The sequence below is a fragment of the Catellatospora bangladeshensis genome, assembly GCF_016862575.1.
In the GTDB taxonomy this organism is placed as follows: domain Bacteria; phylum Actinomycetota; class Actinomycetes; order Mycobacteriales; family Micromonosporaceae; genus Catellatospora; species Catellatospora bangladeshensis.
This window is the reverse complement of the sequence record NZ_BONF01000031.1, coordinates 54629-75985: the sequence shown is the minus strand read 5'-3', so window position 1 is coordinate 75985 and position 21357 is coordinate 54629. Positions and strand designations below refer to the sequence as shown.

The window sequence follows — 21357 nt, the reverse complement described above, 5'->3', positions numbered from 1 at the left end:
GCGAGGAGCGCCCATGAACCGCCTGGACCGTTTGTTCCCCGTCCGGCACCGCACGATCGCCGGGGGCGTCGCCCTCGGCGGTCTGCTGATCACCGCGCTCACGCTGGCCGGGGTGCTGGGCGCCTCGCATCGCCAGAAGCAGGGACAGGCCGCCGGTGTACGCCAGACGGACACCATCACGGCGAGCCAGCCGGAGCTGCAGGCGGCCCTGCTGGCCCCGATCGACCTGCCCGCGAGCTACGCCCCGCAGCCGCCGGCCGCCTCGCCCAAGCCGAAACCGCCCAAGCAGGAGCGCTGCGCAGCCCTGCTCAGCGCCCCCGACGAGCTGATCCGCACCGCGGCGGCCACCGTCTCCACCCACCCGAAGGGCGCGCTCGAGCCCAGCGCCCAGGCGGTCTCCAAGCACCGCGGCCCGACACTGATCACCCAGGTGCTGGCCACCTTCACCGGGGACGGCGCCGCGACCACGCTCGGCGAGCTGCGCCGCCTGGGGCAGCGCTGCCGCGACTTCAACGCGGTGCTGGACGACGGCACGGCGGTGCGCGTCCGCGTCGACGACGTGCCGCGCGACAGCCTGCCCGCCGAGCTGCTGAAGCTGGAGGGCGACGCGTACGCGGTCCGCTTCACGCTCACCGGCAAGGCCAAGACCATGACCGGCTACCTGGCGCTGGGCCGCGTCGGCGGGGTCCTGTCCGGCCTGCGCGAGATGGACTCCGGCGAGCCCACCGGCGCCGTAGCCGACCTCACCCGCTTCACCGGCCTGCTCGAACAGGCCGCCCGCAAACTCCTCCCCATCACCCTCGGCGCCCCCCAGCCCTGACCACCCGCCCCAGTCCCCGCCCCCGCCCCGCGGCCCGCGGCCCGCGCCGCCGGGCGTCATGATCCTCCGACTTGCCTGGCACTCGGGCGTATCTTGAGGCCGCTTTCGCCCATCTGCCTGGCAAGTCGGACGATCATGGGGGGTGTGGTGGGGCACACGGGGTGTGGGTGGCACGCGGGGGCGGGGGTGTGCGGGAAGATGTGGCTATGACCGCCACGCTGCGTCTCGCTCTCGCCCAGGTCAATCCCACCGTCGGCGACCTCGCCGGCAACAGCGCGCTCATCCGTGAGTGGGCGGCGCGGGGCGCCGAGGCGGGCGCGCACGTCGTCGCCTTCCCCGAGATGATGCTGACCGGCTACCCGGTCGAGGACCTGGTGTTCCGGCAGTCCTTCGTCGAGGCCTCGCAGCGGGCGCTGACCCGCCTCGCCGCGGACCTGCACGCCGACGGGCTGGGCGAGACCGCGGTCATCGTGGGCTACCTCGACGCCGACGGCCCGGCGCGGCTCGGCGCGGACAGCACCTCCCCGGTCGGCCCGCGCGACTCGCTGGCGCTGCTGCACCGCGGTGTGGTCGCGGCCCGCTACCACAAGCACCACCTGCCCAACTACGGCGTCTTCGACGAGGACCGCTACTTCGTGCCCGGCGACACGCTGACCGTGGTGCGGGCGGTGTGGGCCGACGGCAGCCAGGCCGACCTGGCGCTGACCGTGTGCGAGGACATCTGGCAGGCGGGCGGGCCGTTCGCGGTCGCCGCGTCGGCCCGGGTCGGGCTCGTGGTCAACATCAACGGCTCGCCGTACGAGCTGAACAAGGACGACGTGCGGCTGCCGCTGGTGGCGCGGCGGGCGCAGGAGGCCGGCGCGGCCGTGGCGTACGTCAACATGATCGGCGGCCAGGACGAGCTGACCTTCGACGGCGACTCGATCATCGTGGCGGCCGACGGCACGCTGCTGGCCCGCGGCCCCCAGTTCCACCAGGCGCTCATGGTGCACGACCTGCCGCTGCCGGAGGCCGACCCGGACGCCCCCGACGGCCACCTCGGCGCGATGCGCGTCGAGCGGGTGCTGCTGCCCACCTCGTGGGCCGCGCCGCAGGGCCCGGCCGCCGACGCCGGCATCGCCCCGCGCCTGGGCGACGAGGCCGAGGTGTGGAACGCGCTCGTGCTCGGCCTGCGCGACTACGTGCGCAAGAACGGCGCCAAGTCGGTGCTGCTGGGCCTGTCGGGCGGCATCGACTCGTCGGTGGTGGCCGCGATCGCGGTGGACGCGCTCGGCGCCGAGCACGTGGTCGGCGTCTCGATGCCCAGCGGCCACTCGTCGCAGCACTCCCGCGACGACGCCGCCGACCTGGCCCGGCTCACCGGCCTGGACTACCGCATCGAGCCGATCCAGCAGATGGTCGACGGCTTCCTGTCCAACCTGAACCTGTCCGGCCTGGCCGTGGAGAACCTGCAGGCCCGCGTCCGCGCGGTGATCCTGATGGCGCTGTCCAACCAGGAGGGCCACCTGGTGCTCACCACCGGCAACAAGAGCGAGCTGGCCGTGGGCTACTCGACCCTCTACGGCGACTCGGTCGGCGCGTTCAACCCGCTCAAGGACGTGCCGAAGACGCTGGTGTGGAAGCTGGCCAACTGGCGCAACACCGTCGGCGAGGTGATCCCGGAGAACTCCATCACCAAGCCGCCGAGCGCCGAGCTGCGCCCCGGCCAACTGGACACCGACTCGCTGCCCGAGTACGACACGCTCGACCCGATCATCATGGGCTACGTGGACGGCGACAAGGGCCGCGCCGAGCTGGTCGCCGAGGGCCACGATCCGGCGCTGGTGGACCGGGTGCTGCGCCTGATCGACGGCGCCGAGTACAAGCGGCGCCAGTCCGCGCCCGGCACCAAGATCTCGTTCAAGTCGTTCGGCCGCGACCGCCGCATGCCGATCACCAACCGCTGGCGGGAGAGCTGACCCGGGCGCTCAGTGAATTACTCCACTGAACCCTGACATCGGGTGTTCAACAGGTGGAAACATCGTCCTCAGATCCCGGGGACCGCGTTCGCGGCTTCGAGGAGAGAGGAGACAGCGATGTCCGACAGTGTGCCCTCCCTCTACGGCGGGCCGGCCGGCACGCGGGTGCGCACCCGCCACCTGCAGCTGGCCAAGGAGCGTGGCGAGAAGTGGGCCATGCTCACCTCGTACGACCAGTACACGGCCCAGATCTTCGACGAGGCGGGCATCCCCGTGCTGCTCGTCGGCGACTCGGCCGCCAACAACGTGTTCGGCTACGAGTCGACCCTGCCGGTCACCGTCGAGGAGATGCTCCCCCTGGTCCGCGCCGTGGTCGGCGCCACCAAGCGCGCCCTGATCGTCGGCGACCTGCCCTTCGGCACGTACGAGGAGGGCCCGGTGCAGGCGCTGCGCACCGCGGTCCGCTTCATGAAGGAGGCCCGCTGCCACGCGGTGAAGCTGGAGGGCCACCGCCCCGAGCAGATCGCCGCGATCACCGGCGCGGGCATCCCCGTCATGGCGCACCTGGGCTTCACCCCGCAGTCCGAGCACCAGCTCGGCGGCTACCGGGTGCAGGGCCGCGGCGAGGACGCGGCCGCCACCGTGCTCCAGCAGGCCCGCGAGGCCGTCGAGGCGGGCGCGTTCTCCGTCGTCCTGGAGATGGTCCCCGGCGACGTCGCCAAGCAGGTCACCGCCGAGCTGCCGGTGCCCACCATCGGCATCGGCGCGGGCCCCGACACCGACGCCCAGGTCCTCGTCTGGCAGGACATGGCCGGCCTGCGCCCCGCCTCCGCCGGCCCCACCCCCCGCTTCGTCAAGAAGTACGCCGACCTGCACACGGTCCTGTCCGAGGCGGCCACCGCCTACGCCGCCGAGGTCCGCGAAGGCACCTTCCCCACCGCCACCCACACCTTCTGAAAAGGAAGGGCACCTTCTTAACGCTATGCGTAAAAGAAGGTGCCCTTCTTAACGTCTCTCAGACGTCGGTGACGCGGAGGCCGGAGTGAGCCTTGTAGCGCTTGTTCATGGCGATCAGGTTGGCCGTGAGGGCTTCGACCTGGCCGGCGTTGCGCAGGCGGCCCGCGTGCACGCCGCGCATGCCGGGGATGCGGCCCGCCAGCGCCTGGACCACGGCCACGGCCTCGCGGTCGTCGCCGAGCACCAGGATGTCCAGCTCCATCGACGTCACCGCCGGGTCGGCCAGCAGCTCCGCGCTGACGTGGTGGAACGCCGCGGTCACCCGGGCACCGGGCAGCAGCACCTCGGCCTGCTGGGCGGCGCTGCCCTCGTCGACCTTGAGGGCGTACGGGCCCTGCTTGTCGAAGCCGAGCGGGTTCACGCAGTCCACCACGATCTTGCCGACCAGCACCTCGGCCAGGTCGGCGAGGGTGGCGGCGTGCCCGGCGTACGGCACCGCGACGATCAGCACGTCCGAGCGCGCCGCGACGTCGGCGTTCTCGCCGCCGCCCACGTTCCCGCCGGACAGCTGCCCCAGCTCCTGCGCCGCCGCCTGCGCCCGCTCGGCGCTGCGCGAGCCGATCAGCACCTGCTGCCCGGCCAGGGCCAGCCGGTATGCCAGGCCGCGGCCCTGATCGCCGGTGCCGCCGAGAATGCCGACCGTCAGCCCGCTGACGTCGGGAAGGGAAGCGAGATCCAAAGCCATACGCCCGATCCTCGCACCGAACGAGCGTTCAGCGCGCTATGACATGGCTCGCACGAACAGCACGCCCGCCACGGCCACCCCGAAGCCCACGATGACCGCGCGCAGCGTCCGGGCCGGCAGCCGCCGCCCCAGCCGCGCCCCGGCGAACCCGCCCAGCAGCGTCGCGGGCACCAGCACCGCCACCGCCGGCCAGAAGACCGGCCCGAACAGGGTGTACGCCGTCGTGGCGACCACGCCCACGGCGAGCTGGAGGGCGTTCTTCAGCGCCACCACGCGGTTCATGGTCTCCACGAGGACCACGCCCAGCACGGCGATCAGGATGACGCCCAGCACCGAGTTGAAGTAGCCGCCGTAGACGCCGACCCCGAACAGCAGCAGGTACCGCAGCCAGGCGGGCTGGCCGTGCGGCTCCCCCACCAGGCGCACCACCCGCTCCTGGAACGCCAGCAACAGCGACGCCGCCAGCACCAGCAGGGGCATGACCTTGGCGAAGACGCCGGGTGGCGTGTGCAGCAGCAGCACACAGCCGGTGATGGCCCCCGCCACCACGGTCGGGGCGAGCACGCGCAGGCGTACCCCCTGGTCTTGCAGGTCTTGGCGGGTGCCCAGCACGCTCGCGGAGTAGCCGCCGGTCACGGAGATCGAGTTGGTGACCGTCGCCTGGATCGGCGGCACGCCCAGCGCCAGCAGGGCGGGCAGCATCAGCAGCGAGCCGCCCCCGGCCACCGCGTTCACACCCCCGGCCACCACCCCGGCGCCCGCCAGCAGGCCCAGCATCCCTACATCCATCCCACGCGAGGCTAGCGGGTGGCCGGGTTTCGGGGTTGATCGCTGGTTCGTGTCACGAAGTGCGCTCCAACCGCAGGTTGTGACACGAACTCGCGATCAACCCTCCCCAGCCCGCGCGGTGGCAAGCGCTCCGCGCGGAAGCCGTATCATGGTCAACGCGACGGACGAGTCGGCCGGGCGGTCGCGTCACCACGGGAAACCGCTGGTGCCGAGGAACGTCCGGACTCCACAGGGCAGGGTGGTTGCTAACGGCAACCCGGGGCGACCCGCGGGAAAGTGCCACAGAGAACAGACCGCCCGCGGCTCTTCGGAGCGGCGGGTAAGGGTGAAACGGTGAGGTAAGAGCTCACCAGCACCCCGGGTGACCGGGGTGGCTCGGTAAACCCCACCCGGAGCAAGACCAAGAAAGGCCGCTCGACCCGCCTCGGCGGGCAGGAGGCCGCGCGGACGATCGAGGGCGGCCCGCCCGATGTCCGCGGGTAGGTTGCTCGAGCCTGCCGGCGACGGCAGGCCTAGATGGATGACCGCCGCCCGCGCGCGAGCGCGGGGCACAGAATCCGGCGTACAGGCCGACTCGTCCGTCCCCTGTACCGGCTCTGGGCGACTGCCGCACCCGTTCCGGACGCCGTGGCATGATCGGCGGCGTGTCCGCTTCGCACCCCCTGGTCGTCCGCACCCGAGAGGTGTCCGACCTGCCCGCCTGCGTCGAAGCGCTGGCTGCCGTACACGCCTCCGGCGCGGGCTACCCGACCCGCTGGCCCGCTGATCCCGTCGCCTGGCTGACCCCTGCCGACATCGAGCAGGGCTGGGTCGCCGTCCTCGGCGAGCAGGTCGTGGGCCAGGTGCTGCTGCGGGACAGTCCCGCCCACGGCCACAACATCAGCCGCCTGTTCGTCTCGCCCGCCGCGCAGGGCGCCGGAGTGGCCGCGGCGCTGCTCGACACGGCCGTCACCTGGGCCCGTGACCGGGACCTGCCGCTGATGCTGGACGTGACCGCCCATGCCGGGGCCGCGATCAGGCTGTACGAGCGCACCGGCTGGCGGCGTACGGGCACCACGGTCGCGGCCTGGATCGCCCCGGACGGCAGCCCCGTCGACGTGCACCGCTACGTCCTGCACCCCTAGCCCACACCGCGCCCGTCCCGGGACCGGCCGTCTCGCGCGGCTGTCACGGAGCGGCCGGAGCCAGGCACAGCACCTTGCCGCCGAGGAAGACATGGGGCTGCCCGGCATCCGGACAGTCGATCACCGAGGCGCCGATCTTCACGATCCGGTATGCGCCCTGCTCCGCGCAGTCGGCCGGAGCGGCGTCCGCCCCGGCCTGCTTGACGCAGTCCCCGACGGCGAGAGCACCTACCGCGCTCGACTGCTCGACCGCCGGGGCCGGGAGCGGCGGATTCTCCTGGCGGATACCGACGAAGTAACTGACTCCGACGATGGCGCAGGTGACGACGCCGAGCACCACCCCGCCGACCACGCCGATCACGATCTTCGTCGACGAGTCCACGCCCACCGCCCTCCCTGCTGATGAATGGCGGACGTTACCGTCGCTCTCGGTGGCCTGTCGACCCGCCGATGCCCCGTTGGCCTACGGGCGGTGCGATCCGGATCGAGCGCCGGGAACGGATCCCGGCCGTGGCCTGTCCTAGGTACGGGATGTTCGACCACGGGAGGTTCCTGATGCCGCTGCGCAGACTGCTGCTCGTGGCGTTGCTGCCGATCGTGCTCGCGCAGGCGGCCTGTTCGGCGGATTCGCCGGCCCGTCCTGCCGCCACCGCGACGGCAGCCGCGCCGCGGCCCTCCGCCGTCGCCCCGGCCGCGCCCGCCGAGCCCACGGACTGCGGCGATGTCGTGCTGCTCCAGGGCGGCGAGGTGTCGGCCGAGACGACCGCCTGCTTCCTGGACGCGGTACGGGACAAGCGCCCCGCCGTGCTGAAGGTGACCCGGCCGACCGTCGAGGGCGACCCGATCCGGTACGCGTACACAGCGCTGCCGGACGGCAGGGTCGAGGTGGTCACGGATGCCAGGGAGGACGGCTTCGGCAGCGGGACCATGTTCCGCGAGACGTGCACCGGCCCGGCGGCGGGCGGCGCGGCGCTGACGTTCGCGACGTGCTCGTCCCCGGTCCGGATCGGCTGAGCGCCGGGACACTGGGCGGGGCCGGACCCGCGGTGGGCCGCTCCGGCGCGCCTGACCTCGCGGGCGGCCGGCACCCGATCAGCGAAAGCCGCGGGGATCAGCGGTGGCTGCGCGCCGGAGACGGTGCGGAACGGCCACTTTCCTGCCGCCGCACCGGCAACGGCACCCGCCGCCCCCGACCCCCGGGGGACTCGGCCGCCCGAGGGTTAAGAAGGTGCCCTTCCTCTACGTATTCCGTTAAGAAGGTGCCCTTCCTTTCTAGGTTTGTGGCGAGGGTGTAGATGAAGAGGGTGACGCCGAGCATTTCGCAGAGTTCTTCGGCGGAGGCGGCGAGGACGTAGCCCATGGAGGCCCAGCCGGGGGTGAAGCCGATGTTCTCGCGGCCGGTGAAGGCGCCGAGGACCTCGATCCCGGCGGCGCCGCCGAGGTAGAGGGCGGCGGAGGCGAGCAGCAGCCAGCGGATGCGCGGCGGCAGGCTGAGCAGCAGGCGCAGGTAGGCCAGGCCTAGCACGACGACCACTGGGGCGGCGAGGACGAGCCAGGACAGGTAGGACGCCTTGCCGTCGAGCACGTCGGCCTGCGCGCCCAGCTCGTGGAACTGTGAGAACTCGTCCAGCGACAGCACGGTGAAGACGCCCGCGAGCACCCGCCAGTGCCACCGGTGGCGGCCGCCCGAGGCCGCGGCGGCTGCGCCGGTGCGCCACAGCAGCAGCGCGGCCAGGAACAGGATCCCGCTGGAGAACCAGGTCGGCAGGTTCTGCTCCTTGTCGACGTAGAAGAACTTGACGATCCTTCCCCAGTACGGGATCAGGTCGTACACGCCGAAGCCGTGGTACACGATCGTGAACCCGAGGCTGAGCAGGTGGATCGCGGCCACGCACCAGAGCAGCAGGCGCAGCAGGCGCGATGCCGGAATGTCCAGTCCCATGCCCGCTCAACGAGGCGGCGGCTGTCCACAGCACGGCGTACACCGGTTACTCATGCGCCCGGTTCTGTGCCATAGTCACCCCGTGTCCGATACCCCTGCCCGGATGCTCGCGCTCGCCGGTGTCCTGATCGCCCTGGCCAGTCTGGTGGTGGCGCTTGCCGGTTACCGGCGCACGCGGGTGCGCCCGAGCGCGCGGCTCTACCACATCAACAACTTCGGGCCCGGCGACAGCAAGGAGTTCCTGATCGCCACCACCCTGACGAACGGGACGCTGGGCGCGGTGCAGGTGGTGACCTGCGAGTTCGAGGTGAAGGGCCTGCGCGGCCGGCACATGGTGGGCGGGCAGAGCCGCAAGGGCCCCGATCTGCCGTACAAGGTGGAGGGTCACCATTCGGCGACGTGGACGGTGCCGGTCACCGACGTCGCCGAGCTGCTGAAGGTGTACGGCAAGCAGACCGCGAAGATCCGTGCGGTGCTGGCGCTGGGCAGCGGCCGGGACGTCAAGGGCGGCTGGTTCCGCTTCGACTCCGACAAGTGGGGCAGCGGCGGCGAGAAGCCGAAGACCCCGGCGCAGCGCACGCAGAGCCAGGCGAAGGCGAAGGTCTGACGTGACCGGCGTGGACATGTACTGGCACCGGGTGCCCGCGGACGACTTCGCGAAGGCGCAGCGCAGCCTGTTCGAGCAGGTGCCGGTGTACGGCGCCGAGGGCTACGAGGCGGCGCTGGCCGAGGGCTCCGTGGTGGCCGTGGCCGAGGACTACCTGCTGCTGGAGGTGCTGTTCGCGGGCGGTGCCACGCCCGGCGAGCACGCCGCGAGCCTGGTGGTGTCCGGCGGCGGCTGGTATCCGGTCGATCCCGCCACCGACGAGGAGATCGGGCTGCTCGCGCCGGACGAGGTGCGCGCCGTCGCGGCGTACCTGGACGGCGCCGAGCCCGCGGTGTGGATCGCGCGGCGCGAGGCGGAGCTGGCCGCGGTGCTGCGCGGTTACTCGCCGCACCCGTGGGACGAGCGGCGCGCCGCCCACCTGGCCGGGCACGCGCGGGCGCTGGCGGCGTTCTACCGCCGGGCCGCCGACGCGGGCGAGGCGGTCGTGAAGGTGCTGGTCGGCTAGGACCTGACCGCGCTGTACGATCGACGGGTGCTGCTGGCTGCCGCCGCTCGCGGGTACGCCGAGGAGGTGCGCTGAATGGGCACCGGACACGCGCACGACCACTCATCCGGGCACGGTCACTCCCCCGGGCACGGCCATGCGCACGGGCACGGGGTGAGCGCGGACGCGGACCGCCGCTGGCTGAGCATCGCGCTGGCGCTGATCCTCGGCTTCATGGGCGTCGAGGTCGTGGTGGGCGTGCTGGCCGGCTCGCTGGCGCTGCTGTCGGACGCCGCGCACATGCTCACCGACGCGGCCGCGATCGTGCTGGCGCTGATCGCGATGCGGCTGGCGGCGCGGCCGCCCCGGGGCGGGTACACGTTCGGGCTGAAACGGGCCGAGATCCTGTCGGCGCAGGCGAACGGCATCACGCTGCTGCTGCTCGCGGCCTGGCTGGGGTACGAGTCGGTGCGGCGGCTGCTGCATCCCGAGGCCGTCGCGGGCGGCGCGGTGCTGTTCACCGCGCTGGCGGGCATCGCGGTCAACCTCGCCGCGACCTGGTGCCTGTCCCGCGCCAACCGCACCAACCTCAACGTCGAGGGGGCGTTCCAGCACATCCTCAACGACCTGTTCGCGTTCATCGCGACCGCGGTGGCCGGTCTGGTGGTGCTGCTGACCGGTTTCGACCGCGCCGACGGCATCGCCTCGCTGATCGTGGTGGCGCTGATGGTGAAGGCGGGGGTGAGCCTGCTCGGCGCGTCCGGCCGGATCCTGCTGGAGGCCGCGCCCGCGGGCGTGGACCCCGACGCGCTGGGCGCCGAGCTGGCCTGCACGCCGGGCGTCGTCGAGGTCCACGACCTGCACGTATGGCAGGTGACGTCGAGCTATCCGGCGCTGTCGGCGCACATCCTGGTCCAGCCCGGCGGCGACTGCCACGCCGTACGCCGCGCCGTCGAACACCTCCTCCATGAGCGCCACCACATCGACCACACCACCCTCCAGGTCGACCACACCGACGAGCACGAGACCCCCGCCGCCATCTCCACCGCCCACTGCGCCGACCCCCACGGCGCCACCTACCGCCCCGCGTGACGCGCCCTCATCGGGGTGCGGTTTCGGGGAAAGTGCAGGCAACGAGCCGCTCATTGCTGCACTTTCCCCGAAACCGCACCACGGCCGGGCGCCCGCGGCTCCTCGGCGGACACGGGTGGGGAGTGCCGGAACGGGTGGTGGAGTAAGGGATGCCGCGATACGTGCACTGTGGAGTGGTCACATCGGCGGTCGTAGGAATTTGACTTTTTTACGGATTTCGCCAGCACATGTTCCTTTTGCGGCGCACAGTGATGTCTGGAGCAGCAGTGCGCGGACTGGCACCGCAACCACGGCCGTTCCACGGTTCCGCCGGAGACCTGTCCGGCAGGACGCGATCCGTGAGGAGGACGAGCGATGGCCGTAGCCAAGGCCGCAGCGAAGAAGGCCCCAGCAAAGAAGGCCGCTGCCAAGAAGGCCGTGGCCAAGAAGGCCCCGAGCCGGCCGGCCGCGGCGAAGAAGGCCGCGGCCGCGAAGAAGACGTCGCCGGCGCGCAAGACCACGGCGAAGAAGACCTCGCCGGCCAAGAAGTCGACGGCCGCCAAGAAGACGGTCACGGCGCGCACGACCGCTAAGAAGACCACGGCCAAGAAGACCACGCCGATGAAGAAGGCCGCACCGGCCCGCAAGACCACCACGGCGAGGAAGACCACCGCCAAGAAGGCGCCCGCGAAGAAGGCCACCACCGCGCGCAGCTCCACGGCAGCGAAGAAGACCACCGCCGCGAAGAAGACCACGGCGGCCAAGAAGACCACCGCCGCCGCGCGGAGCAACGGCGCCAGGAAGACCACCGCGGCCCGCAAGACGGCCGCGAAGAAGGCGTCGCCTGCCAGATCCACGTCCGCCGTGCGCAAGACCACCACCGCGCGCAAGAGCACGACGGCCCGCCGGAGCACGCCGATGCGCAAGGCCGTGATGGCACGCAGCACCTCGCCCGCCCGGCGGACCGCGGCGAAGTCCGCGCCCGCCCGCAAGGCGACGATGCGCAAGAGGGCGCTGAAGAAGGCCGTCCGGTCGTCGGTCCGATAGGCGTCCGTACGGGCCCCGCCGTGGCAGGCGGGCGCCTGGTAAGAATGACCAATGGCATACCGCCGACTGCTCGTCGAGGCCATCGACTTCGCCGCCCTGCGCCGCGAGCTGGAACTGCCGGAAGGCTTCCCGCCCGCGGCGCAGGCGCAGGCCGAGGCGGCCGCCGTCGAGGTCAAGCTGCCCGACGTCGACCGCACCGACCTGCCCTTCGTCACCATCGACCCGCCCGGCTCGCGTGACCTGGACCAGGCCGTGTGCCTGTTCCGCCGGGACGGCGGCGGCTACCGGGTGCACTACGCGATCGCCGACGTCGCGTCGTACGTGGCCCCGGACAGCCCACTGGAGGCGGAGACCTGGCGCCGCGGCCAGACGGTGTACCTGCCCGACGGCAAGGTGCCGCTGCACCCGGCGGTGCTCAGCGAGGGCGCGGTGAGCCTGCTGCCCGGCGTGGACCGGGCCGCCGTGGTGTGGACCATCGACGTCTCCGCCGAGGGTGACACCGTCGCGGTACACCTGGAGCGGGCCCGCGTACGCAGCCGCGCCAAGCTGGCCTACGAGGGTGTGCAGGCCGATGTGGACGCCGGGCGGCTCACCGAGGCGATCGCGCTGCTGCCCGAGCTGGGCCGGCTGCTCATCGCGCGGGGCCTGGAGCGCGGCGCGATCAACCTGCCCATGCCCGACCAGGAGATCGAGCCGCACGACGGCAGCTGGCGGCTGAGCCTGCGCGCACCGCTGCCCGCCGAGGAGTGGAACGCGCAGATCTCGCTGCTCACGGGCCGGGCCGCGGCGGGCATCATGCTCGCCGGGAAGATCGGCATGCTGCGCACCATGCCCCCGCCGGACCCCGAGGCGGTCGACCGGCTGCGCGTCGCCGCCCGCGGTCTGGGCGTGAGCTGGCCGGACGGCGCGACGGTTGGGCAGGTGCTGGCCGCGCTCGATCCCGCCGAGCCCAAGGCGGCGGCGTTCGTCGACGAGGCCGCCGAGCTGCTGCGCGGCGCCGGGTACACGGCGTTCGCGGGCGAGGTGCCGCAGCAGCCGCTGCACAGCGCCGTCGCGGACGCGTACGCACATGTCACGGCCCCGCTGCGGCGGCTTGCCGACCGCTACGTCACCGAGGTCTGCCTGGCCCTGTACGAGGGCCGGGAGGTGCCCGCCTGGGCCGCCGCCGCGCTGCCGGAGCTGCCCGCCGTCATGTCTGGCACGGACCGGGTCGCCTCCGCCGCCGAGCGGGGCGCGGTGGACCTGGTCGAGGCCACGGTGCTGGCCGGCCGTATCGGCGAGACCTTCCCCGCCGTGGTCCTCGACACCAACCACGGCAAGCCCGGCGGCACGGTCGCCCTCGACGAGCCCGCCGTGCGCGCCCGCTGCGACGGCGACCTCACCGCCGGCGATCGCGTCACGGTCCGCCTCACCCAGGCCGACCCCACCAAACGCCTGGTCCGCTTCACCCTCGCCTGAAAAGGAAGGGCACCCTCTTAACGCTATACGTAGAGGAGGGTGCCCTTCTTAACGCTCGAACGAGGATCCTGCCGTCCGATGCCCGGCCGGAACGCCGTCGGAGGCGCGGGCCGGGGCTCCGACGTGGCCTGGCCCTGCCGGCCGCTCAGCCGTCGAGCAGGTGGGACGTGTCGTTCACCGTGCGCACGGACACCCCGCCGTCCGGCCACACGTCCACGATCGAGATGCCCGCCGGGTCGAGCAGCAGCCGGTAGAGGAACGCGTCCCCGGCTGCCAGCGCGTCCCGCAGGATCAGCTTGATCGGCGACACGTGCGACACGACGGCCACGGTCTGCCCCTCGTACGCCTGCTGCAGCCGCCCCATCGCGCCGCGCACCCGCTTGGCGACCTGCTGGAAGGACTCGCCCTTCGGCGGCGCGACGGACGTCGAGCCCAGCCACGCGTCCAGCTCGGCCGGGTAGCGCTCGCGCACATCGCTGAAGGTCAGCCCCTCCCACGCGCCGAAGTCGCACTCGATCAGGTCCTTCTCCACGCTCACCGGCACGCCCCCGGCGGCCTCGGCGACCGCCGCGGCGGTGGCCCGGCAACGGCTCAGCGGCGAGCTGACCACCCGGTCGGGCCGCAGCCCGGCCACGCGCACCCCGGCCAGCGCGGCCTGCCGCTCCCCCACCTCCGACAGCGGCACGTCCCCGCGCCCGGAGTAGCGCTTCTGGGCGGTCAGCTCGGTCTCGCCGTGGCGTACCAGCACCAGCCGCGTCGCCGGGGACGAGCGCGGCGCCCAGTCCTCGCGCGCCGGGCGGCCCGTGGCCGCGGTCTGCGCCTTCGCGGCGGGCTCGGCCGTGTCGAACAGGGGGTCGGGGCCGGACGTCTCGGTGATGGTGGCGACGATGACGGTCTCCCCGGCGCCGCCCGTGGCCGCGGCCGCGTCCATCGCCGCGTTGGCCAGGGCGTCGGCGGCGCGGTTACGCTCGCGCGGGATCCACGTGTACGTCACCCGGTCGAACCGGCGCACCAGCGCGGCCACCTCGGCGGCCAGCGGGCGCAGCCCCGGGTGCTTGATCTGCCAGCGGCCGGACATCTGCTCGACCACGAGCTTGGAGTCCATGCGCGCCTCGACCTGCGCCGCCCCCAGCTCGGCGGCGGCCTCCAGCCCGGCGATGAGCCCCCGGTACTCGGCGACGTTGTTGGTGGCCACGCCCAGTGCGGCGCTGCGCTCGGCGAGCACCTCGCCGGTCTCCGGATCGCGCACGACCGCGCCGTACCCGGCCGGGCCGGGGTTGCCGCGGGCGCCCCCGTCGGCCTCGATGATGACCCGCACGACCGTCACAGGCCCGACTCGGCAGTGCGGATCATGATGCGGCGGCACTCCTCGCAGCGCACGACCTCGTCCGGCGGGGCCGTCTTCACCCGGTTGCGGTCGGCGCCGAACAGCTCCAGGCGGCAGCCGCCGCACCGGCCGTGCTGCACCAGCGCCGCACCGAGGCCGCCGGACTGCTCGCGGATCTTCTCGTACAGCTGGACCAGCTCGCCCGGCAGGTCGGCGGCGAGCGGGCGGCGGGCCTGCTGCTTCCACTCGATCTCGCGGGTGATCTCGGTCAGCGCCTCGTCGCGGCGGGTCTCGGCGGCGATGCGCTTCTCGCGTGCGACGGAGATCTTCTCGTCCACGCCGTCCAGCCTGCCCTGCGCCGTCTCGCGCTTCTCCATCAGCTCCAGCTCGGCGTCCTCCAGCTCGGTCTGCCGCCGGGTCAGCGAGGTGATCTCGTGCTCCAGGGCGGTCAGCTCGCGCGCGGGCAGCCGCCCGTCGTCGAGCCGCTGCTGGTCCTTGGCGCGCCGCTGGCGTACGGAGTCGACCTCGCGCTCCAGCTTGGTGATGTCGCGGTCCAGGTCGTCGACCTCGACCTCGGCTCGCACCCGCTCGTCTTCGAGCACGCCGATCGCCCTGCCCAGCACGTCCAGCTCGGCGAGCTCGGGCAGCACCTTGCGGCGGTGCGCCAGCTGCTGCAGCGTCGTGTCGATGGCCTGCAGGTCGAGCAACCGCTGCTGGTCCTTAGGGTCGGCCTTCACGTCGGCACTCCTTCTCTCTGCGGTTGTCTGCGTGGTGGGCGGCGCACTCAGGCGACAGGGTCAAGTGTCGCGCAGGCGTGGAACCGGAACGGATCGGTGGTCGTGTCGGAGACGATGATCTCAAGTCCCGTCTGCGCCCGCAGCCAGGCGGCCAGCGGTGTCAGCCACGGCCGCTCGGTGGCGTAGTGACCCGCGTCGACCAGCGCGGGCCCGCCGGAGGCGACCAGGTCGATGGTGCGGTGGTGCTTGAGGTCGCCGGTCAGGTAGACGTCGGCCCCGGCGGCCACCGCGTCGGGGATGAACTCGTCGCCGGACCCGCCGCACACCGCGACCGTGGACACCGTCCGGGCGGGGTCGCCGGCGACGCGTACGCCCCAGCTGCCCACCGGCAGCGCGGTCGCCGCGAGGTGCGCGAACTCGCCGAGGGTGAGCGGCGCGGGCAGCCGCCCGACGCGGCCGAAGCCGCGGCCCTCGTCCGTGGGCCGCAGCGGGCGGGTCTCCACCAGGCCGAGCAGGTCGGCGAGGGCGTCGCTCACGCCGGGGCGGGCCACGTCGGCGTTGGTATGCGCGACGTACAGCGCGACCCCGTTGCCGATCAGGTCGTGCACGATGCGCCCCTGGTAGGTGGTCGCGGCCACCGACGACACCCCGCTGAGCAGCAGCGGATGGTGCGCGATGATCAGGTCGGCGCCGGTGTCCAGCGCCTCCGCGACGGTCTGCGGCAGCACGTCCACCACCGCGAGCACCCGGGTCACCGGCTGCTCGGGGCGGCCGGTGACCAGCCCCACCCGGTCCCACGGCTCCGCCCAGCGGGGCGGGAACTCGGCCTCCAGCAGCTGCGTGAACGACGCGACAGTCCAGGTCACCCGATCAGACTAGTCAGGCGGGCAGAGCCGTGCGGCGGCCTGCACCGCCAGTTCCCACGGGAACTCGTGGCGGTAGGCGTCGCCCTCCCCCGGCGCGTGCAGTTTCAGCACGTCGTCGCCGTACAGCACCTCGATGCCCCAGCCGCGCAGGCGCGTGATGTTGTCCTGGAACGCGGGATGCCGCGCCATCGCGTCGTTGGTGTACGGGACCGCGACGATCGGCAGGCCCTTGCCCTGGCTCTCCACGAGCAGGCCCAGCGCGAGCGTGTCGGCGATGCCCGCACCCCACTTGTTGACGGTGTTCACCGTGGCCGGAGCCACGACCAGCACGTCCGGCGAGGGCAGCACGTCCGGGTCGCCCGGGTTCTTGTAGGTGCTGCGCACCGGGTGCCCGGTCTGCGCCGCCAGCGACGGCACGTCGACGAACTTACGGCCGTCCGGCGTGACCACGACGCACACGTCGAACCCGCGCTCCTGGGCGAGGGCCACCAGCGTCCCGACGTCACGGGCCACCGGCGAGCCGCAGGCCAGGGCGTACAGCACCGGCCTGCCGGTCACACGCCCACGCCCATCTGCTCGGCCAGCTCCGCCAGCGACGCCGACGGTGTGCCGCGGGTGCGGCGCAGGACGTCGCTGAGCACCTCGTGCGCGATCGGGCGGCAGCGGATCTCGGCGGGCGCCAGCAGGTCGCCCTCCAGCAGCATCTCGCCGGCCCGTTCCACGTCGCCCACCTGGGCGAAGCCGCGCGCCATGTCGAGGTAGTGATGGGCCCGGCGCTCCGGCAGCATCGCGTTGAACGCGGCCGGGTCGAGGCTCTCGTGGATGACGATCGCCTGCCCGCCCTCGCCCAGCTCGACCGCGGCCGCGGCCCGGTGCACCTGCACGTTCGTCGGGCCGAAGCTGGTCCAGTAGTGGTTCTTGTCGCCGCCCAGCCCGGCCGCCGCGTCCTGGGCGCCGGTCAGCAGGTCCCGCATGGTGGCGCTGTCACCGATACAGGAGGCCGCCATCGCGCCCTGCAGCAGCAGGAAGCCGTACACCGACAGCCGGTCCTCGGTGGTGTCCGGGCCGGTCGGGCACAGCCGGTTGGCGATGTTGACGTTGACCTCGAGCGCCGCCCGGTGCCGGCCCAGCGCCCGCAGCGCGTTCGCGACCCGGGTGGTGGCCACCCCGGCCAGCAGCTGGTCACCGGCCCGCTGCGAGACGGCGATGGAGCGGTCCGCGGCCAGCCAGCTCAGGTCCAGCTCGCCGAGCTTGCGCAGCACCGAGGAGGCCAGCTGGTAGACCTGCCCGAGCAGGTGCGCGGCCTCGCGCGAGTCGTCGGTGTGGGCGTACGCGGTGTCGGCGGCCTGGGCGTCGCGCAGCAGCCGGGGCAGCGCGCGGGCCAGCACGCCGTACCGGCCGTGCTCCCAGGTCTGCCAGGCGTGCAGGGCCGCCTTGCGCATCTCGGCGATCGGCGGCGGCTCGGGCGCGGCGTAGAAGAACGCGCTGATCTGGTCGTAGCGCTCCAGCGCGGAGCGGATCTCGGCGACCTCGATCTGGTCGATGCAGTTCACGCTGTCGGGCCTGCGCTCCGGGTCCTTGCCCAGCAGGAGCTGGACGTCGAGCTGGAGCACGTCGGCGATCTCGTACACGACGGAGAACTTGTCCAGCCGGCGCACGCCGCGCTCGACCTTGTCCACCCAGCTCTTCGATTTGCCCAGGCGGTCGGCGAAGACCTGCTGCGACATCTTGCGTCGGTTGCGCCAGTACGACACCCGGCGGCCGATCGGCAGCTCGTCCATCTCCCAGCCCTCCCCTCATCGGGTCGGTCTGACCGAGTCGCACAGTCTGTGCGCCCATATCCGGTCCGACACTCGTATCTTCAGATGCAAGTTGCAGTTGGACAATGCATTCAGGCGTTTGCTACTGGACTGTTGTCGATGTAACGACAACCTTCGGCATTGGTGACGGCAACAGCAGATGTCGATCTAATGACGTCGGTGGGGGTAACCCGGAAGAGGGGGTCGGGCTCATGCGGTGGCCACAGGCGCCGTTCGGCAGAGTCCTGTTGCGACGCCGGCTGCGGCTCGCCGCGCAGCGGTACGCCGACCACGGCTGGGCGGTCACCCCGGGCGGGTTCTTCAACGGCCGCCGGATGGCCTGCGACCGCCCCGACTGCCTCGCCACCAGCTGCCACCCGCTGCTCGACGACTGGGAGCTGCGGTCGAGCACCGCCACCGCGCAGCTCGACGACTGGTGGAGCGAGCGCCCGCACGCGGTGCTGCTGCCCGCCGGCCACGTCTTCGACGCGATCGAGGTGCCCGCGCTGCTCGGCAGGCAGGCCGTCTGCGGCCCGCCGACCGGGCCGGGCCGGGCCACCTCCGCGGGACGCGTACGCGGGCCCGTCGCGGTCACCGCCGCCGGCCGCTGGACGTTCCTGATGCGCGCCGGCGGCACGTTCGCCTCCGAGCTGGACCACCGGGTCGACGTCGTACGGCACTCGCTCGGCTCGTGGATCCCGGCGCCGCCCACCGTGCTGCCCGAGGGCCCGGTGCGCTGGCAGGTCTCCCCGCAGCAGGTCGACTGGCGGCTGCCGGATCCGGAGGAACTCCAGCTCGCACTCGTCCGGGCACTGGTCGCGCTCGACGCCGCGTTCCTGGACCTGCCCGTCAACGCCCGCCGCCGCCTCGCCCCGCCGATGCTGACCCGGCCGGTCGGCCTCAAGCCCACCCCGACCCTGCGCCGAGCCGTCTGAGCAGCGGCTCCATCACCCCTCGTCCCCACCCGGCGGCACGCGCCGGGCAGCGACCGCCCGGCAGCGCGGTCGTTGAAAGAGGTATCGAGGAGGTCCGACATGGCACCTGACAACCTAGAACGGCACTTGTCGCACGTCGAGTCCCAATTCGGGGTCATACGATCGACAGCCGCAGCTCGCTGGGCAGGCACCCGTCCCTCGGGCGCGCGCCCGCACGGCTCCCGCCCCTCAGGCTCCCGCCCCACCAGCACCCACCGCCCCACCCGCTAAAGGAAGGGCACCTTCTTAACGCTATGCGTAGAGGAAGGGCACCTTCTTAACGCCTTTCCCTGGAGAGCGGCGAAGCACCGTCCGATGTCACCCGGACATCGGCCGCCACCCCCTCCCTGAGCCTCGCAGCCTGCTCGACGATCCGGCGTACCTCGTCCGGCTGACACTCCACGAACGAGGGAGTGAAGTGCAGGACCTGCACGCCGTGCCGCCCCAGGATGTTGTGCCGCTCCAGTGACCGCGCCCAGTCCTCGGGGCTCAGGTGGAACTCCCGCGAATCGACCTCGATCGCCAGCGCCACGTCCGGCAGATAGCCGTCGGGTGTGGGCAGCCGAGTCCCGTCCGGCAGCGCCAGCTGCGGATTCCACAGCATCCGGCCGGCGAGCAGCGAACTGGCCTCCAGCACCGCTCGCGTCTGCGCCTCGGGAGCGGAACGGGCACCGCCCGCGATCTCGTCCAGCGCCCTGCGCACCACTGCGGTCCGGCTTCGCGCCGCCCGGCGGACCTCCTCGTCGAGCACGTGCGGCGTCACCCGGAACCGCTGCACCGCCTCGGCCACGACAGCCCGGACCCTACGCAGCTCACGCAGCTCCCGGCACGTGTCGACGACCGCCCGAGCGGGACTGACCACACGGTAGAGCTCGGTATGGCGGGCCTGGCGATCCATCGCCGTCGCCCGCTTCACCACGGCGAACCCGTTGGACCGGCAGCGCGTCTCGTGCGGCACGGACAGGTGGATCTCATCCGAGGCCGGCAGGGTACGGAAGCCGTACCAGGCCAGCGCCGAAGGACCGGTGATCTGGGCGTCCGGCCCGGCGTAGAGCGCCGCCGCCACCCGCCGCTGCTCGTCGGTCAGCGTTCCGCCGTCGAGGCAGTACACCCCGGTCAGCACGCGCTGCCAGCGTCCCTCGCGGATGCGGCGGTAGATGAGCATGTCGCTGTACCCGGCCTGAAGCACCTGCGCGCGGGTGACCAGCCTGCGCTGTGTGTATGCCGTCTCGTCCAGCACGGCGGCTGCGTCGGAAGTCATGTGCGGCAGCGTCACCGCCGGCTCGTCGCGAGACAATCGATCGCAACGTGTTCCTGTGGACAGGCAAGCGCTTGTGGATAACCCCCGTCAGGGCGGGTGATCTGCTATGCGGCACAAGCCGCAGGTGAGATAGGCGGACGTTAAGAAGGGCACCTTCTATAACGCATAGCGTTAAGAAGGTGCCCTTCCTTTGCTTTAGAGGGTGGTGGTCCAGTTGTGGGGGTCGGGGACACGGCCGAACTGGATGCCGACGAGGGTTTCCCGGAGGGCGGCGGTGACGGGGCCGGTGCCGCCGTCGCCGAGCTTGAACTCGCCGTCGACGCCGCGCACCGTGCCGATGGGGGTGAGCACGGCGGCGGTGCCGCAGGCGAAGGTCTCCACGATCTCGCCGCTGCGCGCGCCGTCACGCCACTCGTCGATGCTGACCGGGCGCTCCTCGACGTGGCGGCCCTGCTCGCGGGCGAGCGTGATGACCGAGTCGCGGGTGATGCCGGGCAGGATCGAGCCGTTCAGCTCGGGCGTGAACATCGAGCCGTCCGCGCGTACGAAGAAGACGTTCATGCCGCCCAGCTCGTCCACCCACTTACGCTCGACGGCGTCGAGGTAGACGACCTGGTCGCAGCCGTTGTCGGCGGCCTGGGCCTGGGACAGCAGCGAGGCGGCGTAGTTGCCGCCGCACTTGGCCGCGCCGGTGCCGCCGGGCGCCGCGCGGGTGTAGTCGTCGGAGACCCAGATGCTGACCGGCTTGAGCCCGCCCGCGAAGTACGGCCCGACCGGCGACGCGATCACGCAGAACAGGTACTCCCGGGCCGGGCGCACGCCGAGGAAGACCTCGCTGGCGTACTGGAACGGGCGCAGGTAGAGGCTGCCCTCGGTGCTGGTCGGGATCCAGGCGCGGTCGATGTTCACCAGCTCCCGGACGGAGTCGACGAACAGGTCCTCGGGCAGCGGCGCCATGGCCATGCGCTGCGCCGACTGCGCGAAGCGGCGGGCGTTGGCATCGGGCCGGAACAGGCCGACGGAGCCGTCGGCGCGGTGGTACGCCTTGAGGCCCTCGAAGATCTCCTGGGCGTAGTGCAGTACCGCGGTCGCCGGGTCCATCGGGATCGGCGCCCGTGCCTCGACGCGCGCGTCGTACCAGCCTTTGCCCTCGGCGTACCGGATGGTCACCATGTGATCGGTGAAGACCCGCCCGAAGCCGGGGTTGGCCAGCAGCGCCTCGCGCTCCGTGGCCGATACCGGCTGCGAACTCGGACGGATCTCGAAGTCGATCGTGCCACCGCCACTCATGCGCGCTGCCCTCCATCAGTCGGGGATCTGGGGAAAACTTACCTCTAACGGTCGTTCATCCCCAGCCCGGCCGATGACCAGGGCGGTTTGTGCGCATCCAC

General features: G+C 72.4%; 22 protein-coding genes and 1 other RNA gene. 12 read left to right on the top strand and 11 right to left on the bottom strand.

What is annotated here, in order from left to right; genetic code table 11:
* The first annotated feature begins 13 nt into the window (after window positions 1-13).
* The 3 genes from Cba03nite_RS25505 to panB all read left to right on the top strand — a co-directional run bounded on the left by Cba03nite_RS25505 (window position 14) and on the right by panB (window position 3735).
* Window positions 14-820 carry a hypothetical protein gene (locus Cba03nite_RS25505; protein ID WP_203751076.1) on the top strand — a complete coding sequence of 269 codons (807 nt, stop codon included), beginning with the start codon at window positions 14-16 and terminating at the stop codon, window positions 818-820.
* Between the two features lie 206 nt (window positions 821-1026).
* Window positions 1027-2778: an NAD+ synthase gene (locus Cba03nite_RS25500; protein WP_203751073.1), complete on the top strand. Its 1752-nt coding sequence runs from the start codon at window positions 1027-1029 to the stop codon at window positions 2776-2778.
* A gap of 117 nt (window positions 2779-2895) precedes the next feature.
* The gene (gene panB, locus Cba03nite_RS25495; protein WP_203751072.1) at window positions 2896-3735 is read left to right on the top strand and encodes a 3-methyl-2-oxobutanoate hydroxymethyltransferase; all 840 of its coding nucleotides are present in this window, start codon (window positions 2896-2898) and stop codon (window positions 3733-3735) included.
* A gap of 58 nt (window positions 3736-3793) precedes the next feature.
* Here the strand turns inward: panB and npdG are convergent, their stop codons facing one another.
* Window positions 3794-4480, bottom strand: a complete 687-nt coding sequence (npdG, locus tag Cba03nite_RS25490; RefSeq protein WP_203751071.1) for an NADPH-dependent F420 reductase — start codon at window positions 4478-4480, stop codon at window positions 3794-3796.
* 36 nt (window positions 4481-4516) lie between these two features.
* Complete coding sequence (locus Cba03nite_RS25485) at window positions 4517-5269, bottom strand: sulfite exporter TauE/SafE family protein (protein ID WP_203751070.1); 753 nt, start codon at window positions 5267-5269, stop codon at window positions 4517-4519.
* A gap of 165 nt (window positions 5270-5434) precedes the next feature.
* Here Cba03nite_RS25485 and rnpB point away from each other — a divergent pair.
* Both rnpB and Cba03nite_RS25475 read left to right on the top strand, forming a co-directional pair.
* Window positions 5435-5850, top strand: an RNA gene (rnpB, locus tag Cba03nite_RS25480) — RNase P RNA component class A.
* A 63-nt stretch (window positions 5851-5913) separates the two neighbouring features.
* The gene (locus Cba03nite_RS25475) at window positions 5914-6393 is read left to right on the top strand and encodes a GNAT family N-acetyltransferase (RefSeq protein ID WP_203751069.1); all 480 of its coding nucleotides are present in this window, start codon (window positions 5914-5916) and stop codon (window positions 6391-6393) included.
* 43 nt (window positions 6394-6436) lie between these two features.
* Here the strand turns inward: Cba03nite_RS25475 and Cba03nite_RS25470 are convergent, their stop codons facing one another.
* Window positions 6437-6775 carry an LppU/SCO3897 family protein gene (locus Cba03nite_RS25470; RefSeq protein WP_203751068.1) on the bottom strand — a complete coding sequence of 113 codons (339 nt, stop codon included), beginning with the start codon at window positions 6773-6775 and terminating at the stop codon, window positions 6437-6439.
* Between the two features lie 173 nt (window positions 6776-6948).
* On the opposite strand from Cba03nite_RS25470, the gene Cba03nite_RS25465 reads away from it, so the two are divergent.
* On the top strand, window positions 6949-7407 hold the full coding sequence (locus tag Cba03nite_RS25465; protein WP_203751067.1) for a DUF4362 domain-containing protein: 459 nt from the start codon (window positions 6949-6951) through the stop codon (window positions 7405-7407).
* A gap of 97 nt (window positions 7408-7504) precedes the next feature.
* On the opposite strand, the gene Cba03nite_RS25460 is transcribed toward Cba03nite_RS25465, so the two are convergent.
* Window positions 7505-8335 (bottom strand): DUF8692 domain-containing protein, encoded by an 831-nt coding sequence (locus Cba03nite_RS25460; RefSeq protein ID WP_203751065.1) that lies wholly within the window; start codon window positions 8333-8335, stop codon window positions 7505-7507.
* A gap of 82 nt (window positions 8336-8417) precedes the next feature.
* Between Cba03nite_RS25460 and Cba03nite_RS25455 the strand changes: the two genes are divergently transcribed.
* From Cba03nite_RS25455 to Cba03nite_RS25435, 5 genes are all read left to right on the top strand, one after another.
* Window positions 8418-8942, top strand: a complete 525-nt coding sequence (locus tag Cba03nite_RS25455; protein ID WP_203751062.1) for a hypothetical protein — start codon at window positions 8418-8420, stop codon at window positions 8940-8942.
* Between the two features lies 1 nt (window position 8943).
* Entirely contained in the window at window positions 8944-9447 is a 504-nt protein-coding gene (locus tag Cba03nite_RS25450; RefSeq protein ID WP_203751059.1) for a DUF1877 family protein, read from the top strand.
* Window positions 9448-9522: 75 nt separating this feature from the next.
* A complete protein-coding gene (locus Cba03nite_RS25445; RefSeq protein WP_203751056.1) occupies window positions 9523-10518 on the top strand; it encodes a cation diffusion facilitator family transporter in 996 nt (331 codons plus the stop codon).
* A gap of 354 nt (window positions 10519-10872) precedes the next feature.
* Window positions 10873-11544, top strand: a complete 672-nt coding sequence (locus Cba03nite_RS25440) for a histone (RefSeq protein ID WP_203751054.1) — start codon at window positions 10873-10875, stop codon at window positions 11542-11544.
* Between the two features lie 51 nt (window positions 11545-11595).
* On the top strand, window positions 11596-13002 hold the full coding sequence (locus Cba03nite_RS25435) for an RNB domain-containing ribonuclease (protein WP_203751052.1): 1407 nt from the start codon (window positions 11596-11598) through the stop codon (window positions 13000-13002).
* A 145-nt stretch (window positions 13003-13147) separates the two neighbouring features.
* On the opposite strand, the gene Cba03nite_RS25430 is transcribed toward Cba03nite_RS25435, so the two are convergent.
* From Cba03nite_RS25430 to Cba03nite_RS25410, 5 genes are read right to left on the bottom strand one after another with little or no spacing between them, the layout of a single operon-like run.
* Window positions 13148-14329, bottom strand: coding sequence for a bifunctional RNase H/acid phosphatase (locus Cba03nite_RS25430; RefSeq protein ID WP_203751050.1), 1182 nt, complete (start codon window positions 14327-14329; stop codon window positions 13148-13150).
* Complete coding sequence (locus tag Cba03nite_RS25425) at window positions 14326-15066, bottom strand: zinc ribbon domain-containing protein (RefSeq protein WP_203751048.1); 741 nt, start codon at window positions 15064-15066, stop codon at window positions 14326-14328. The genes Cba03nite_RS25430 and Cba03nite_RS25425 overlap by 4 nt, the downstream gene beginning before the upstream one ends.
* Window positions 15067-15113: 47 nt before the next feature.
* Complete coding sequence (locus tag Cba03nite_RS25420) at window positions 15114-15932, bottom strand: Nif3-like dinuclear metal center hexameric protein (RefSeq protein WP_203751046.1); 819 nt, start codon at window positions 15930-15932, stop codon at window positions 15114-15116.
* A 9-nt stretch (window positions 15933-15941) separates the two neighbouring features.
* On the bottom strand, window positions 15942-16490 hold the full coding sequence (locus tag Cba03nite_RS25415; RefSeq protein ID WP_203751038.1) for a flavoprotein: 549 nt from the start codon (window positions 16488-16490) through the stop codon (window positions 15942-15944).
* The gene (locus tag Cba03nite_RS25410; protein ID WP_203751035.1) at window positions 16487-17713 is read right to left on the bottom strand and encodes a helix-turn-helix domain-containing protein; all 1227 of its coding nucleotides are present in this window, start codon (window positions 17711-17713) and stop codon (window positions 16487-16489) included. The genes Cba03nite_RS25415 and Cba03nite_RS25410 overlap by 4 nt, the downstream gene beginning before the upstream one ends.
* A 266-nt stretch (window positions 17714-17979) precedes the next feature.
* Between Cba03nite_RS25410 and Cba03nite_RS25405 the strand changes: the two genes are divergently transcribed.
* The gene (locus Cba03nite_RS25405; protein ID WP_239126003.1) at window positions 17980-18666 is read left to right on the top strand and encodes a bifunctional DNA primase/polymerase; all 687 of its coding nucleotides are present in this window, start codon (window positions 17980-17982) and stop codon (window positions 18664-18666) included.
* A gap of 316 nt (window positions 18667-18982) precedes the next feature.
* Here Cba03nite_RS25405 and Cba03nite_RS25400 read toward each other — a convergent pair whose 3' ends face one another.
* Window positions 18983-19966 (bottom strand): type IV toxin-antitoxin system AbiEi family antitoxin domain-containing protein, encoded by a 984-nt coding sequence (locus tag Cba03nite_RS25400; protein WP_203751029.1) that lies wholly within the window; start codon window positions 19964-19966, stop codon window positions 18983-18985.
* Window positions 19967-20161: 195 nt separating this feature from the next.
* Window positions 20162-21256, bottom strand: coding sequence for a branched-chain amino acid aminotransferase (locus tag Cba03nite_RS25395; protein WP_203751026.1), 1095 nt, complete (start codon window positions 21254-21256; stop codon window positions 20162-20164).
* Window positions 21257-21357: the final 101 nt, after the last annotated feature.